Origin of the sequence: Streptomyces ferrugineus (assembly GCF_015160855.1) — a bacterium.
GTDB lineage: Bacteria > Actinomycetota > Actinomycetes > Streptomycetales > Streptomycetaceae > Streptomyces > Streptomyces ferrugineus.
Genome location: NZ_CP063373.1, coordinates 5,312,334 through 5,328,538, shown reverse-complemented (window position 1 = coordinate 5,328,538; position 16,205 = coordinate 5,312,334). Strand labels below are relative to the sequence as shown.

Annotated in this window: 9 protein-coding genes; 3 read left to right on the top strand and 6 right to left on the bottom strand. The window is 67.0% G+C overall.

All coding sequences use genetic code 11. From position 1 onward, the window contains the following. Nucleotides 1-83: 83 nt before the first annotated feature. Nucleotides 84-1,151: a pentapeptide repeat-containing protein gene (locus IM697_RS24100; protein WP_228044138.1), complete on the top strand. Its 1,068-nt coding sequence runs from the start codon at nt 84-86 to the stop codon at nt 1,149-1,151. 412 nt (nt 1,152-1,563) lie between these two features. Here the strand turns inward: IM697_RS24100 and IM697_RS45980 are convergent, their stop codons facing one another. Together IM697_RS45980 and IM697_RS45500 are read right to left on the bottom strand one after the other, a co-directional pair. Then, a complete protein-coding gene (locus IM697_RS45980; RefSeq protein WP_407699548.1) occupies nt 1,564-1,689 on the bottom strand; it encodes a helix-turn-helix domain-containing protein in 126 nt (41 codons plus the stop codon). A gap of 405 nt (nt 1,690-2,094) precedes the next feature. Further along, a complete protein-coding gene (locus tag IM697_RS45500; RefSeq protein ID WP_265582665.1) occupies nt 2,095-2,226 on the bottom strand; it encodes a hypothetical protein in 132 nt (43 codons plus the stop codon). A 186-nt stretch (nt 2,227-2,412) separates the two neighbouring features. Here IM697_RS45500 and IM697_RS24090 point away from each other — a divergent pair, with 186 nt between their 5' ends. Then, complete coding sequence (locus tag IM697_RS24090) at nt 2,413-2,985, top strand: GNAT family N-acetyltransferase (protein ID WP_194049841.1); 573 nt, start codon at nt 2,413-2,415, stop codon at nt 2,983-2,985. Between the two features lie 402 nt (nt 2,986-3,387). Continuing rightward, complete coding sequence (locus IM697_RS24085; RefSeq protein ID WP_194038169.1) at nt 3,388-3,894, top strand: hypothetical protein; 507 nt, start codon at nt 3,388-3,390, stop codon at nt 3,892-3,894. Here the strand turns inward: IM697_RS24085 and IM697_RS24080 are convergent. The 4 genes from IM697_RS24080 to rpsA all read right to left on the bottom strand — a co-directional run bounded on the left by IM697_RS24080 (nt 3,872) and on the right by rpsA (nt 15,993). Then, nucleotides 3,872-4,621, bottom strand: coding sequence for a transposase family protein (locus IM697_RS24080; RefSeq protein ID WP_194038166.1), 750 nt, complete (start codon nt 4,619-4,621; stop codon nt 3,872-3,874). The genes IM697_RS24085 and IM697_RS24080 overlap by 23 nt on opposite strands. A gap of 176 nt (nt 4,622-4,797) precedes the next feature. Then, nucleotides 4,798-5,730, bottom strand: coding sequence for an ADP-ribosylglycohydrolase family protein (locus IM697_RS24075; protein ID WP_194038163.1), 933 nt, complete (start codon nt 5,728-5,730; stop codon nt 4,798-4,800). A gap of 186 nt (nt 5,731-5,916) precedes the next feature. Then, nucleotides 5,917-12,930 carry an NHL domain-containing protein gene (locus IM697_RS24070; protein ID WP_194038160.1) on the bottom strand — a complete coding sequence of 2,338 codons (7,014 nt, stop codon included), beginning with the start codon at nt 12,928-12,930 and terminating at the stop codon, nt 5,917-5,919. 1,548 nt (nt 12,931-14,478) lie between these two features. Continuing rightward, nucleotides 14,479-15,993: a 30S ribosomal protein S1 gene (gene rpsA / locus IM697_RS24065; RefSeq protein ID WP_407699659.1), complete on the bottom strand. Its 1,515-nt coding sequence runs from the start codon at nt 15,991-15,993 to the stop codon at nt 14,479-14,481. Nucleotides 15,994-16,205 lie beyond the last annotated feature (212 nt).

The window sequence follows — 16,205 nt, the reverse complement described above, 5'->3', positions numbered from 1 at the left end:
TGCCTATGGGGGGATCTGTTCGTGACCACTCGCGTCCGACTCGGACCGCTGCCATCGCATCGGCCGCGCTGGCCGCACTGGCCGTGCTTGCCGTACTGGGCGTTGTGCTCCTGATTCTTCCGGGCCTGGTAGTCGACCACGATCTCGCTGGTGGCCACCTTGCTGCGGCGGACCGGTTGAAAGCAGTGAACAACGTGCGTACCACGCTTCTGCAGGCGGTGGGCGGCGCGGTGGTGCTGTTCGGTGCCTACGCCACATGGCGGCAGTTGCGCGTCAGCCAGGACGGATTGAACGCGACCCGCGAGGGCAACATCACCGATCGCTTCAGCCGGGCCGTAGACCAACTCGGAAGTGACAAGTTGGACGTACGGATCGGTGGCATTTACGCACTGTGGCGGATCGCTGACCATTCCGTCCGCGATCACGAGGCGGTCGTCTCCATCATGGCGGCGTATCTCCGGACACACCTGCCCTGGCCGCCGCAGGAGCCCGGAGTTCCGCCAGCGGATGCGTCGATCAACTCGGTGCAGCCGTTGGAGACCCGCGCCGCAGATGCTCAGACTGCGCTGACCTGCCTCGGGGTCCTACGTCGGGAGCCACGCCCGGAGTGGCTCAACGTCAGCCTGACCGACCTGCGAAGAGCCGACTGCGACGGGCTGTGGCTGCACGGAGCCAACCTCGATGGCGCGTGCCTGGAGGCGGCAAGCGTCTTCCAGGTCAACTTGAGCAAGGCATCACTGATAGCGGCCAATCTGCGGCATGCCGAGTTCGGAACCTCGATTCTCCACCAGGTTCGCTGTATCGAAGCCGATCTGCGTGGTGCGCGCCTGGTCAAGGCCGACTTGCGGGAGGCGGACTTCTCCCGTGCAGACCTGCGAGAAGCGAACCTGCGCAAGGCGCGTGCCAATGACGCCGTGTTCGTCGGTGCGGACCTGCGAATGGCCGACCTGCGAGGCTGCGACCTCAGCGGCGCAGACTTGCGACAGGCCAAACTGGAACGTGCGCTGTCGAGCGACCTCACGATCTGGCCGAATGGTTTCGACGCTCAAACGGCTGGCGTCGTCGTCGCCGCCGACCCTGGCGCCGAACCGGACCATCTGCTCCCTGCCGCCGCGATCACAAGGCAGGCCCCGCCTCTGCAGTCGGCCTGATGCCTGGTCTGGCAGTTTCAGCGAGTTGAGCGATCAGGCCACCGAGCCGAGGCGCCGTCCGCCCCAGCGGATGCCCTTCTCGCTGCGGATGAGGGCGCGTTCCTTTGCGTTGGGCGGCGAGTACGTCGGGGTGGCGGGCGATGGCGGTGCGCCAGTGAAGGTAGCGCTGGAGGGCCTGGGTCTGCGCCGAGTGGCCGCTGTCGTGGGAGTTGGCCAGGGCGAACTGCCGCAGCGGCCCGAAGTGCGCCTCGATCGGGATAGCCTGCGGATCCCCAGGGGCACGAACTCATCGCAGGAGCAGACACCGTAAGGCCTCGCGGCCGATACGGATCACACGTCCGTGCACGCGGCGCTGGTAGGTGGCGGGTTTGTGGGTGGGGTGGTGGCCGTCGGGATGACGAAATCCTCGTCGTCAGGTCTGAGTAGGCGGGGGCGGCTCCTGCCCATAGAGGGCCGGACCCGCCAGGCCGATCTCGTCGAACCGGTGGATCACCTCCCGCACCGTGTCCTCGTCGTGCTGAACCAGCCGCGCGATCACCGCCCGGCGATAGTGCACCGAGCTGGTACCGCCCCGGCGCACGATCTGCTGCAGCTACTGTCCCTCCTGGTCGGTCAGCTTCCGTGAGTGTGGTGTGACGCCGCGCTGTTCGTGTGAGCTGGGGTTCTTCCACGCATCTCTGGGGCTGTCGTGACCGTTGCGAATCGTTGCAGATGAGATCTGAGGAGACCCTTGCGGGCCTTTCCTATTCAACTCCCGTCCGGGGTTCGGTACTGAAGGCGCTGTAAGTCAGCGACCACCGTGTGCTCGGCCGCCGGCAGCGGCAGCGCATGCCCATCCATTCACGGCCTTGAGCACACCAGCAGCGTGCGCAACCGCACCAACTGGAAGCGGTGGCGCCGGATTGTCCGCTGCTGGTGGACATGGGGCGGGGCAATCCACACCTCACTCCGGAAACAGGTCCGCCCGCAGGAGGTGGGCCAAATGCAGTTCGAACCCGTGGTCCTGGAGCAGGTCGAGCAGCGGGCCCCAGCCGAGGGCCGCCTCGAAGGCAACCGGCCTGCCGACGGGCAGCATCTCGGGGCCTCCCCTTCGACCCGGCTCCCCGAGCCCATCGTCCCGCCGGACCACCCGCCTGATGAGCCCCGGCCCTCATAGGGTCAGGTCATCGTGGATGGGGGCACCCAGCTGGTGATCGCGGCAGCGTGAGCCTGGCAGATATTCGGTGTCCTGCCCGCCCTATGAGGACGCAACATGGTGCGCATGACTTTGGCCACTCCCATACTGCACACCGCTCGCCTGCGACTGCGCCCCTTCACCGACGCCGACACGGACTCCCTCTTCGCGTTGCTCAGCAGCGCCCACGTGCTGCGCTACTGGGACTCCGCGCCGTGGAACGACCGGGCGCGCGCGGAGCGCTTCATCGCGATGTGCCGGAAGATGGAGGACGAAGGCACCGGGGCGCGGGTGGTCATCGAGCGTGCTTCTGACGGGGAGTTCGTCGGCTGGTGCGGTCTGACCGGATGGAACCCGGAGTACCGCAGCGCGTCGTTGGGCTACGTCCTCGGCGATGCGATGTGGGGCTGCGGCTACGCGACGGAGGCTGCGCACGCCTTGCTGCAGTGGGCATTCGACACACTGGACCTGAATCGAGTTCAGGCCGAGACCGATACGCGCAACGTGGCATCTGCCCGGGTCCTGGAGAAGATCGGATTCGCGCGGGAAGGGACGTTGCGGGAAGACTGCGTGGTGAACGGCGAGGTGTCCGACTCGTGGGTGTTCGGGTTGATCAGGCGAGAGTGGCGGCCATCGAACGTGCCGATCCCAGCCCGCTAAGAGGCCGTTACATCAGCTTCCGGCGCTCAGGTGGGCCGTGGTCCTTCTACCTGCGGCCACACCTCCGTCTTCCATACGCCGATCGCTTCCTCGTCCCGCTCCAGCGCCCGCCGCACGGGAACCTGGACGGACCAGGACCATCACCGGACTGCTCCGGACACCGGACGCGCCCCGCCCACAGACGGACGCTTTGACGGCGGACATCGCCCGCCTCAAGAAGACCGACCGGAACGCTGCGTTCTCAACAGGCGGCCCAACAACGGGAGGCGCGCGGCCCCGTGACGCCTTGAATGCTGCCTGCCGCCGGAATGACTGCCGCGCCTCTACTCCCGCGGGGGCTGCTAACTCGTGATCAGGGAAACAGGGCTGCCTCCCAGGCCGGGCGCCGGGGAGTATGACGGTGTGGCTGATCTGCTGTGGGATGACGTGAAGTGCTTCTTCGATCCGGACCTGATGGGATCGCTACCAGACGTTAGTGTCCCTGATGCCTCGGGGCACAACTGGCAGGACGTACTGGATCTCGTCGTGGAGACGGGCTGGAAGTGCCAGTACTCCGAAGGAGAAAGAGTGCTTCCCCTGCCTCGGGCGGAGGCTGCGCTGTCTCGACCAGCGGATGCTGAGTGCCCGAGCCTGCGTGTCTGGCTGAGAGCTGATGTGCTGGCGATCTTCCGCTTCTACTCAGACGAGGAGATCGATTTCGACGTTGATCTGCGCGAGTTGCAGGGGCAGGAGCGACTTGATGTGTTCTGCGGTTTCTTGCGGGAGATCGGGCGGCGGTTGGGCAAGCCGGTGCTGATGCGTCCGGAGGGTGCCCATGGTCATCCGGTGCTCGGATTCGATGTCGAAGCTGATCGAGTCGTCCTCCTTGCGGAGCCACTGAGCTTCTTCAGCGTTGCCGCTCCAGGGTGAGGATGGCTTTGGCGATTGACGTCATGCGGTTCGGACTGCATCGGGATCTGCGGAAGATGCGCCAGGCTTTGAGGCGTGCGACGCCGCGTTCGACCGGTGCACGTGCCGCGGCCAGGGCCCGGTTGATGGTCTTCTCGGTGAGAGTGAGTTCCCGCAGTGGCCTGCGCTTGATGCCCGTGGTCACCCAGGGGCCGCCGCCCTGGTAGGCGAGGTCGGCGAGGACAGGGACGCCTTGGCGCTCGCAGATGCGGATGATGCGGTGGGTGCGGGCAGCGGTCAGGTCGTGGGCTCGGCCGGGCAGTGCGGGTGAGAGCCATAGCAGCCGACCGCCCGGATCGGTGACCACCTGCACGTTCACTCCGTGCCGGCGGTGCTTGTGGGAGTAGTCAGCTCGTCCGTCGCCGACGCGGTCGCACTCGGCGAGCGTGCCGTCCAGCAGGACGAAGTCCGCATCGGTCTCGCGCAGGACTTTCAGCAGACCCGGTGCGCGTTCGGCGAGCAGGTGGATGACCGAGCTGGTGTAGGCGTGGGCGGTGGACTCGCTGATCCCGAACCCGGCAGCGATCTTTGCCAGGGTGGTGTGTTCGCGCAGGTACACCAGTGCCACCATCGCGCGCTGGGACGGACGGAGCTTGCATCGCCGGTCGCCCTCACGGGTGACGACGAGCATGGTCACCCACTCCACGAGTGCATGGGGCAGGTCGAGTGCGGCAGGATAGATGACCAACGAGGCCCCCGAGCAGCGTGGTTGAGACGTCAGACATCTCGATCAACAGCTCGGGGGCCTCGCTCGTTGCGCTTCGTCGGCGGTCGCCTGATCGGAGGCCAACTCGAAGAAGCTCACTGGTCAGGTGACTGCGGCTGAGGGCCGGAGTTCGCGGAGAGTGCGGAGCAGCGCCCGGTTCAGCCTCCGAGGCGGTGTGCAAGGTGGAGCAGATCCGCTAGGTGCAGCACTCGCCCGTCGAATCCTGGGAGAGGGACATGGAGCGGCTGGGTCCAGCGCGCGGGGATTGCATCCAGCCCGTAGTACGCCCCCGCGAGGCCTCCGGTCACTGCGGCGACGGTGTCCGTGTCACCGCCGAGGTCGATCGCCGCACGTATCGCGTCTTCGAAGCTGGCGGTGGTGCGAAGGGCCCAGACGGCGGAGCCCAAGCAGGGCCAGACGGCGCCGTTGAACTCGGTCGCCTGATCGGGGTGCCAGTCAGGCGCGAGGACGGTGGCGTAACGGCCGCGGTGGTCGGGGTGGACATGAGCCAGGATGTCCGGGAGCGCGGCGAGGGGGTCGGTGTTCTCGAACATGACGCGGACGAGTTCGTGGAAGATCGCGGTGCCTTCCCAGGCCGCGCGGTCACCGTGGGTCAGGGCAGCGATCCGGCGGGCCGCGTCCATGGTGCCTTCCTGGCCGGTGGCAGCGAAGTGGACCGCGGAGGTCGATGCCCGCATCAAGGAGCCGTTTCCCGCGGCTCGCTGGTTGACCTGGAAATGGATCGCGGCGGCGAGGTCCCAGGGCATGCCGTTGGTCAGGACGTCGTCGGTCTGCAAGCCGATGTCCTTCGGCTCTGACGCCGCCCACCGCTGGAAGCGGGCGAAGATGTCCGGCAAATCCAGTCCGCCCCGCTCCAGCAGCGACTCCGCGACCAGGATGGCCATCTGCGTGTCGTCGGTTGCCTCGCCGGGGTCCCAGCCACCGCCTCCGCACATCTCGTCATCACCGGCACCGGGCGCGGGAAACCGCGCGGAGAACGCTCCCTGGGGACCGAACTCGAAGGGGGCACCCAGCGCGTCACCCACCGCTGAGCCGACGATCACGCCGGCGACCCGCTGAATCCGCTTCATTGGCGCAGGTTATCTGTGCCGCGCAGACGGCCGCGGCCCTATTACTCTGTCGGCTCCCGAACCATCGGTGGTGAGCGCATCGTGTCTCAGCGGTGCCTGAGACTTCCGGGGTGTGAGACATCGGTAAGGGAAGGCGCGGCCTGCCGCCGTCGGCCTCGAACGGCTTGGGCAGCACCTTCGGGTGGGCTATTTATTTCCGAACCAAGGGTTATAGCTGGTTTCAGTCTCATAGAAACCCAGGCTTGGCCCTCCGCTTACGCCAAGGCTTATTCCTGCCCACGGCACTTCATATGATGCCGGATTGTAGACGCCGTTGAACTGAGAACCGCTGAAGGGTCCGACATTACCGCCACGTGACTCGGCAATCCCTTTCCAATCTCCCTGCCCCGAGGCGAAATTGACTTCGCAACTGAGGCCAATCGAGAATCCGCTGGATGGTTTGTCCGTGGGGGTCACCCAGTATACGTCAATCCACTTACCTATCACCCATTGCAGGTTTACTCCAAACTTTCCACCGCCTCCAGAAAACCATGGTGCAACGGCAGAGAAGTCTATTTCTATGCCGATTGCCTTGTCCAATGTTCCGTTCGGGTCGATTCGATTGACCGGGTTATTTGCGCAATAGAGATAGCGATTGACGGATTCGCCGACGATCCCCATGGGGTCTTTCGTTGTCCAGCGGCCGGATGGCGGGTCGTAGTATCGCACGCCGTACCGAATCAATTCCGTTCCGGGATCATAGTGCCCGCCCGCAAAGCCAAAAGGCTGAAAACCTGGCTGGGTATCGTGGACGACATCTCCCCACGGTCCGTAGTCGAGCCGCTGAGCCACTTTACCGGTCGCCGTGTTAATGACGAGGCGAGGACTGCCGAGATGGTCGGTAACTATGCGGTAGATCTGTCCTGATTTACGAAGGTAAGCGGGTGCGGAGTCGAGGGTGTCGAATACGAACTCAGTGTTGATCTGTCCGTCGGTGCCGAGTTCGGCAATGGGGCGCCGAAAATTGTCGTACAGGTAGGTGCGACTATGGTTGCTGTCGACAATGCGGGTGACTGGGCGGTCTGCCGCATCTAGAACATATTGGATCTCGGATCCATTCGGGAGGTCGACGGTGATCAGATTCATGAAATTGTCGTATCGGAAACTGGTTGCGCCCAGGAGCGGATCCGTCTTCTTCTCCAACTCGCCGTCCGGACCATAGTTCAGTGTCTGGCTCCCGAGCGTCATAAGCTGATCCTGGTCGTTGTACGTAGCGGTAAGCGTAGCTCCGTTGGTGCGGACAGCGGTGCGATTGCCATTGCTGTCGTAGGTATAGCTCGTGGTGGTCCCATCAATAGTGGTGGATGCCAGGCGTCCGCGTTCGTCGTAGGTGTAGAGGGCGTGCTCGGTGTTTCCGTCGACGGTTTCGTGTTTCTCGGTTATCCGGCCGAGTTGGTCCCGGTCGTACGTGACGGCGTAGATTTCGGTATTGCGGTGCTTAACGCGGTGCTCGATTGGTTCTCCGAAGGAATTATGCGTCCATGTTTCGGTGACGGTTCCCAGAGAAATTGCCGTGCGCAGTCCGGTCTCGGGGTCGGTGTGGATCTGCAAATCGCCCACATTGGTAATCCGCCCGTCGGCGTCGCGGGTCAGGAGGATCGGACTTTCGGTGCCGATCTGCTGTGAGGCGCGAAGGAATCGGTTGTCGTAGGTGAAGCGGACGGTTCCGGTGACTGGTCCTTGCCACGCTTCGCCGGTGAGGAGGGGGCCATCGAAGGTGCGAGTGAGAATCGAGCCGCCTGAGCTGGTGATAGTGGCCGGCCGTCGGGTTCCGTCGATGTAGGTCCATTTGGTGCTTTGGCTGCCGTTGCTGATTTGTTCCAAGCGGCCTGCTGCGTCATAAAGCAGGACCGTATTCCGGTTGCCGGGGCGAGTGATGCCCGTGAGGAGGTGGTCAGCGTCGTAGGTGTACAGCGTCGGTTCCGCGCCGGCGGGAATGGGTGGTGGCTTGTAGGCCGTCAGGTTGCCTGCCCCGTCGTATGCAAAGGTGTGCGGTGGATGTCCAGCGGGAGTGAGGGCTACGACGTTGCCCACCGTGTCATGTCCGATGCGGAGGCTGTTGTCGTCCGGTGCGGTGATGGTGGTCGGACGGCCGACGACATCGCGGGCGAGCTCGGTGGTCTGTCCGAGCGGATTGGTGATTTGTGCGAGGTCGCCTGCCGCCGAGTAGTGGCAGGTCCAGGTGCGCGCTGTCGTTCCGGCACCCCGGGTCAGCGTGGCAAGGCGGCCGCGGTTGTCGTAGGTCACGCCGAGAGGGGCGAGTGCGCCGGTTTGGGCGCGGATCAGCCGTCCTGTGTCGTCTGTGGTGACCGTTGTGGCGGGGCCGTTGGGCGGGGTGTAGGTCCAGGTGCGGGTAGCGGCGTCGTATGTCGTGGTGTAGGCGCGACCGTCAGTGGTGGCGCGTCGGGTCAGACGTATCAGGCTGAGGGGGTTCGTCGGGTCGGCCAGGTCGGCGGTCTGCTCGATGGTGGTGGTCCGGCGGAGTCCGGCGGGTGTGGTGGTGGAACTCTCGGTCATGAGGGGTGCTTGCGTGCCCCAGCGAGGGTCTGAGCCGGTCTTCACTGTGTGGACGGTGCCGTCGGCCGTGGTGGTCGTGCGGCTGCCGTCAGCTGCGGAGGTGGTGACAGTGGCGTGTTCTCCGCAGCAGTGAACCGTGCGACGTGTGGCTCGGGTTGGCAGGCGTTCTTCGGTGAAGGCGGACTCTCTTCCTTCGGTGGTGAGTGCTGTGACGGTGTGGCCGTCGAGGGTGCGCTTGGCGGCGAGGGTGGTGGTGCCCGAAGGGTTGGTATCGCTGTGCAGCCGCGCGTCGGTCTCGTAGGTGTAGCTGTGCTTGTGCCCGAGTGGGTTGGTGAGGGTGGCGAGGAGTCCACCGGGGTGGTAGCTGAACGCCGTTCGGGCACCGGCGGGGTCGGCGATCTGGGCGAGGTATCCGTCGGTATTCAGGGTGAGTTGGGTCCGCTGACCGTCGGGGCCGGTGATGGCGGTGGGGTGGCCGTCGGGATTGCGGGTGATGGTGACGGTGTTGTCCTCGGCCGGGTTGCCGTGGGTGATGCCGGTGAGGCGGTCGTGGTCGTCGTAATGGAAGGCGGTGATGGTGGCGCCGGTGTACGCGTTGATGGTGCGGGTGTGGTGCCGGCGTGAGTCGAGGATGTGGATCTCGTGGCCGTCCTCTGAGGGGATGGCCATTTCACCGGCCGTGAATCCGGGGTAGGGGGAGGCGATCTTGCGGATGCGGTGGGTGAGGGCGTCGCTGATGTAGAGGGTGCCGTCGGGGGCGAGGGCGATGTGCTCGGGGTCGCGGAGCTGGGCGCTGATGGCGCGTTGGCCGTCTCCTTCGGTTCCGCGGTGGCCGGTACCGGCGATGGTGGTGATGGTGCCGTCCGGGGTGATGGCGCGGATGGAGGCGTGGTCTCGGTCGGTGATGTAGAGGGTGCCGTCTGGGTGGAGGGCGAGGCCGACTGCGCTGAGTTGGGCTTGGGTGGCCGGGCCGCCGTCGCCGTGGATGCCGGGGTGGGTGCCGGCGAACGTGGTGATGGTGCCATCAGGGGTGATGCGGCGGATGCGGGCTTGCCGGTAGTCGGCGACGTAGAGGCTGCTGTCGGGGGCGATGACCATGTCGAACGGATCGAGCTTGGTCTCGGTGGCGGGCACGTTGTCGCGGAAGGCGTCGCCGTCTCCGGCGTAGACGGTGAGGTCGCCGTCGGGTGTGACGCGGAAGATGCGGCGGCCGGTCTCGGCGACGTAGAGGCTGCCGTCGGGGCCCAGGGCGAGGCCGTGGAGTGGCTGGCTGGTGATGCCTTCCAGGACGGCGACGGTGGTGATGGTGCCGTCGGGGGCGACTTTTCGCAGGCGTCGGTCGGAGACGATGTAGAGGGTGTTGTCGTGGGCGATGGCGAGGCCGGTGGGTTGGCCGACGCGTGCGGCGGTTGCTGGGCCTCCGTCTCCGAGGGCTTGGGGTGGTCCGGGGGCGCCGGCGAAGGTGGTGATGGTGCCGTCCGGGGTGATTTTGCGGACGCGGTTGTTCCAGGTGTCGGAGAAGTAGAGGGTGCCGTCGGCAGCGACGGCCATGCCGCGGATGATGCCCTGGACGCGGGCTTTGGTGGCGGGGCCTGCGTCGCCGTCGTCGCCGGCCTGTCCGGTGCCGGCGATGGTGGTGATGACGGGGCTGAAGGGTTCGGCTTGGCGTTGGCGGCCGTCACCGAGGTAGAGCGTCTGGGCGACGGGGTCGTAGGTGTGGTGGAGGTTGAGTGACCAGCCGCCGAGGCCGGCTTCGCGGGGCGTGGTCCATGCGCCGATCGTGGTGGTGTAGCGCTGGCGCAGGGTGATCTCCTGGCGTGCGCTGTCGGTGAGGGGGCGCGGCCGGCTGCTCGCTCCGCCGGGCCTGCTGGCTCCGGCGATGAGGCCGAAGGATCGTTCGAAGTTGGCGGGTGTGGTGTAGACGGCCCTGTAGACGTATCCGATGGTGATGGTGACGGGGCGGGCGCCCTGTGTGCGCCGTCCGGCGGCGTCTTTGCCGTCCCAGACGAAGGTGTGGGCGAGGGACGGCTCGGGTGCGTAGGTGTGGTGGAGCGTGCGTCCTTCGCAGGCGATGTCGAGTTCGATGCGCCGTAGCGAGCTGGGCGGCTGCTCGGAGGTGAGCGGAATGCGCAGGCGGTGGTTCTCGCTGAAGCCCTCAGCGCGGTCGCTGCAGTAACAGAGGCTCAGGCCGGTGCATGCGAGCGGGCGGTGTTCCTGGAGGATCTGGTTGTCGACATCGATGATGGATCCCGACATGTGGCACGCAGGTTGTGTGGAGGCGGTCTTGGCGGGGACCTTCTGGTCGGGAGGGGTGGCCTTCGGGTCCTCGGGCTGAGCAGTCCAGTTGCAGTCTTCCGGGGAGAAGTGCTCGAGGGGTACGCGCCACAGTTGTCGACCTGGCGGGTAGGCGGCAAGGTGAGCGCGCTCTTCGTCGCTGATGCCCAGGGCTGCGAGGGCGTCGGGGCCAGCTGGCCGGCCCTCGCCGGTGAGGTCGAGATCGGCTGTGCCGCTGGTGATCGACAGCACTGCGAGGACGCGGCCGTCGGGCTCCGCCTGCCAGCGGCTGGCCGTGTGGTCGTAGGAGCCCAGGGGGACGGTGCCGCCGACGGGGAAGCCGAGGAAGTTCTCGACGTACAGCACGACGGGCCGGCTGAAGCGGACCGTGTCGGCTCCGGCCGCGACGGCTTCGTCAGCGGTGCATTCGACGGCGTAGGTGTAGGCGGATGCCGGAGGGAGGTCGGCGGGCATGGCGGCCAGTCCGCTGTCGCCGACGGTGTATTCGGTGATGCGGATGTGGGCCTGTTCCAGCGGTTGGCTGGTGCCGTCGGGGAGCCGCATCGTGGCCGTGGTACCGGCCGGGATGAACAGGGTGGCGCGGCGGGTGCCGTCGTGGTCGGTGACGGTGCTGGCGCGGACGAGCTGGGCGGGGCTGGTGGCGGTCAGGGTGATGGTGGTCACGGCGGGATCGGCGCGGGTGAGGACGACGTCGGGCACGGCGAGGTAGTCCTGCCAGGGAACGGTCACGGGCCGCTGGGCCCGGTGGTGGCCGTCCTTGGTGTAGTTGAGGGTCAGCTGGGTGCCGCCGTTGACGGCAAGGTCGAAGTGGCCGTCGGCGCGGGTGCGGGTCTGCCCGTATTCGGGGTGGTCGTGGATGGTGACGGTGGCGCCGGGCAGGGCGTTGCCGGTGGGGGTGGTGACGCGGCCGCGGAGGACGGCGACGCGGTGCGGCTGGAAGGTGTCCGGTCCGGTGCCGGTCTGGATGGGGTTGGGGCCTGTGTAGAGGAAGGCGGTGGCCTCGGCCAAGGGGGTGATGGTGGTGGTCGGAAGGGGCGGCGCGACGTGGGCGGGGTCGGGCGGGAGGGTGCCGGACAAGGTCAGCTGTACAGGGTTGCTGGTGTTGCCTGCGCTGTCGCGGGCCGTGAGGGTGAGGGTGTCGCCCGTTGTGGCGGGGATGGTGAGAGTGAAGGCTCCCTCAGCGTCTGCTTCGGCCTCGGCGTGGTTGCCGGTGCGGATGTTGGTGGCCTCGATGGCCGCGGCGGGCTCCACTGCCGCAGTGGTGCCCTGCAGGCTTGCGTGGCCCACATCGTCGAGGTGGGCGCTGACGAGGGCGAGGTCGGGCGGCGCGGGTGCGGTGGTGTCGAGGATGACCGAGAGCGAGCGGCGGACCCGTGCCCCGGTGCCGGTGGCCGTGCCTGTGAGGACCAAGGCGTTGTCGCCCTCGGTGAGCGAGACCTGGGTGGTGAACTGGTTGTTGGCGTCAACGGTGACGGGCTCGTCGTTGAGGGTGAGCCGGCAGGGTTCGCCGGCGTGGCCCGTGACGGTCAGGCGCGGCTGGTTGGTGATCTTGCCGGGCTTCGGGGTGTCGATGCTGAGCGTGAGAGGGGCGGCGTCGCTGCGCAGCCGGGTGCAGAAAACGGGACCGACGTTGCGGCGATCGCGGTGGCGGCCCGCGGTGCGCGGTTCATCCAGGAGGCGGCGGCCGTTGTGGTCGGCGGTGAAGTAGACATCTGCACTGCCGTCTTCGCGTGAGGCTCCCGGGAGGGGGGTACGGCGCATGGCGTCGGCCGGGTAGTCGATGCGGAACCAGCCGTCAGCATCCGTGTGCCCTTGGCCGAGGGGGTCGTCCTGGGCCAGGTCGGCGTCGAAGGCAGCCACCCTCACCCCGGTCAGAGGGGCTATGCCGTCGCGCGTGCTGAGCAGGCCGACGAGGACGTAGGCGCCGAGATGCTGGCGTATCTGAGCCCAGGCAGGGGCCGGGAGAGCGTACTGCCAATCGCACACCTGAACGCCCTCGACGTTGCCGGGGCGCCAGTCAGGGGTGACGGCCAGCAGGGCGCAGTCGACCGTGCGGGGCTTCCCACGGCCCTGCTTCGTGCCGGTCACCTGGAGGCCCACCTCGAGCGGACCTCCCTCGTAGGGGCGGCCGTCGGCGCGCAGGTCGACGGTGAAGCGGCCATCGTGGTCGATCTCGGCATCGGCCAGCCAGCGGGGCTTACGTGCTTGAGCCTGTGCCTTGGACAGGACGGTGAAGGCCGTGGTCGCACCCGGTCTGGGCGTGAAGAACCGTACGGTGGTCCTGGGCGGCGCCTCACGGCAGTCCGGGCCCAGTAATGCCTCGATACGCCCGCTCAGTTGGTAACTCACAGCGCTCCCCTCCGCCAGGCACTGCGTGGCGTGCGTGTGGGGCAGCCTCCCGCCGCGCGGTATGTGGCCGCAACACGCCGAATGACGTAGCCGGGAGCACTCACTCAAGCGCGCTCCTTTCAGCAGGCAGTCGAGCGCAAGTGCTGTTGCCGGCAGGGGAGTTGGGTGCGCATTCTGCTGCTGATCAATGGTGCGTGTGAGCCGGTCAATGGGGCTGATCTCGTCGATCAGGGCCTGGTGGAGAGCGGGGAGGCGTCGCTGCTGTCGCCGGCGAGCTCGATCTTGGATTCGGAGGAGTCCGAGGTTCGGCGGCGTCCGATTCGCAGGCGCCGGGGAACAGTCCATTGGGTACGGCAGCACGACTACTTTGTGATGACGGCGGGGCGACGGTCGCCGAGGAGGTGATCCGCCAGGCGCTGGTCTTCGGCTACTGCGTTGAGCGGGTACGGGTCGTCGTAGCACTGGCAGCTGGTCTGGGTGGCAGTCGGTTGAAGCGGCGTCAGTACCTGCAGCGGGAGTATGCCGACGCGGCCCGGGGTGAGCGGATCCGGATCGGATCGGTGAGTGCCCGGGCACGACAGCGTCTGCGGAGGCTGTGGGCGCAGGCAGAGCAGGGGGCATCCGGGGGCATCCGGGTGGGGGACGTGCGGGATGTATTCGCCGGTCATGGCGTTCCGCTGGTGACACCGTCGGCCCGGTCTCGGACCTCGCGGCTGCACCGGCTGTGGATCGCCGGAGAGCGTACCGGTGCGGTGTATCCGGGGCCGTTTGATAGGGGAGTCTCTGAGCGCGGCGGACTGGCTGCGCGAGGTGACCTCGGACGTCGAGGTGGGGGGCGGCAACCGCATCACCCCCTCCGCCTGCTCACGTTGAACAGCCAAGCTGGTGTCGGAGGTCCGGACTGAGGAAACCATCCGCACCGCGCCGTCAGGCTGATCACCAGCCTCGCTTGCGCCGCCGTTGCTGTTGCCTTCCTGGACCACTCTCCGAACCGGGACACTCACCTGCCCGCTCCAGACATGCCGGAGTCGAACTCGCAAGCAGTGTGCGAATGCCAGGCCGACTTCCTCAACGTGCAGGACCTGGTCTCCGAAGGGGGCAGGAGCCGGAGCCTCCTGCCGGAAGCGACTGGCATCGCGAGCGAGTCGTCTGTCCGGCCGAGAAGATCAGCGCCACCTGGAACGACGTCGTCCGGGAGGCCGTAGCCAAGGACCGTCGTCGCCTTCGCCGCCTTGGACTCATCCGCACAGCCTGCGCCCGGCGACAGGACGGGACCCGGCAGCGCGCGACTGTGCGCTCCGCGCAGGCGCCGAGGGCACCAAGCGCCAGGCCACGCACACCACCGGCCTGCCCCGAGCCCGCTACCGCGGCCTCGCGAAGACCCACCTCGACCACACCGCCGGCGCCCTCAACCACATCCGACTCAACGCCTGGTGGAACGGCCATCTCCTCGACCGCCCCAACCATGGCCACCGCGCCGAACTCCAACTCCGTCGCGTAGCACGGCAGTTGGGATGAGCCGCCAAGATCGGGCAGTGTTGTGGCAGTTCACCGTTGGCCGCCGGCGAGCTTCTCGCGCAGCGCGGCAAGCGCCTCGTCCGAGGCCAGCGCGCCGAACTGGTCGGCGCCCTCGGAGGAGTACGAACCGCCACCCGCGGCCGGAGCCGCACCCGCGGTGTCGCCGCCCTCGGCGGCAGCCGCCGCGTCGGCCTCGCGGGACTTGATGACCTGCTGCTGGTGCTGCTCGAAGCGCTGCTGCGCCTCGGCGTACTGGCGCTCCCACTCCTCGCGCTGCTTCTCGTAGCCCTCGAGCCAGTCGTTGGTCTCGGGGTCGAAGCCCTCGGGGTAGATGTAGTTGCCCTGGTCGTCGTACGACGCGGCCATGCCGTACAGGGTCGGGTCGAACTCGACCGAGGCCGGGTCGGCACCGAAGGACTCGTTGGCCTGCTTCAGCGAGAGGCTGATACGACGGCGCTCGAGGTCGATGTCGATGACCTTGACGAAGATCTCGTCGTTGACCTGGACGACCTGCTCCGGGATCTCCACGTGGCGCTCGGCCAGCTCGGAGATGTGCACCAGACCCTCGATGCCCTCGTCGACGCGGACGAACGCACCGAACGGCACCAGCTTGGTGACCTTGCCGGGCACGACCTGGCCGATCTGGTGGGTGCGGGCGAACTGCTGCCACGGGTCTTCCTGGGTCGCCTTCAGCGACAGGGAGACACGCTCGCGGTCCATGTCGACGTCCAGGACCTCGACGGTGACCTCCTGGCCCACCTCGACCACCTCGGAGGGGTGGTCGATGTGCTTCCAGGACAGCTCGGAGACGTGGACCAGACCGTCGACGCCACCCAGGTCCACGAAGGCACCGAAGTTGACGATCGAGGAGACCACGCCGGAGCGGACCTGACCCTTCTGCAGGGTGGTGAGGAACGTCTGGCGGACCTCGGACTGGGTCTGCTCCAGCCAGGCACGGCGGGACAGGACCACGTTGTTGCGGTTCTTGTCCAGCTCGATGATCTTCGCCTCGAGCTCCTTGCCCACATAGGGCTGGAGGTCGCGGACGCGGCGCATCTCCACCAGGGAGGCCGGCAGGAAGCCACGGAGGCCGATGTCGAGGATGAGACCACCCTTGACGACCTCGATGACGGTACCGGTGACGATGCCGTCCTCTTCCTTGATCTTCTCGATGGTGCCCCAGGCACGCTCGTACTGGGCGCGCTTCTTCGAGAGGATCAGGCGGCCTTCCTTGTCCTCCTTCTGGAGGACCAGGGCCTCGATCTCGTCACCGACGGCGACGACCTCGTTCGGGTCGACGTCGTGCTTGATCGAGAGCTCGCGGCTCGGGATGACACCTTCGGTCTTGTAACCGATGTCGAGCAGGACCTCGTCCCGGTCGACCTTCACGATGACGCCGTCGACGATGTCGCCGTCGTTGAAGTACTTGATCGTCTCGTCGATCGCGGCGAGGAAAGCTTCCTCGTTACCGATGTCGTTGACCGCTACCTGCGGTGCCAGGGTGGGGGTCTGATGCAACTGGGTGGCGGCGCTCGAGGCGGTCAGCGCAGTGCGTGAGGGGGTGGTGACGGGCCAGGATGCGGTGGCTGAGGGGGCGAGAAGTGCTGCGCGGGTGGTGGGCGTGTATCCGGCAGGGGAGGAGAGGGCGAGACCGGCCCGGCCCGCGGTGATCTTCTCCGTCAGGGTCTGGCAGACCTGGTACGAGGCCTGGGCCAATTGCACGACGGGGTGGTCGTCTCCCACCAGCGTCGCCAGGC

Coding starts and splice junctions, on each gene's coding strand:
- IM697_RS45500 (WP_265582665.1), bottom strand. CDS start 2,226: ATGCTGCCCGTCGGCAGGCCGGTTGCCTTCGAGGCGGCCCTCGGCTGG.
- IM697_RS24090 (WP_194049841.1), top strand. CDS start 2,413: ATGACTTTGGCCACTCCCATACTGCACACCGCTCGCCTGCGACTGCGC.
- IM697_RS24075 (WP_194038163.1), bottom strand. CDS start 5,730: ATGAAGCGGATTCAGCGGGTCGCCGGCGTGATCGTCGGCTCAGCGGTG.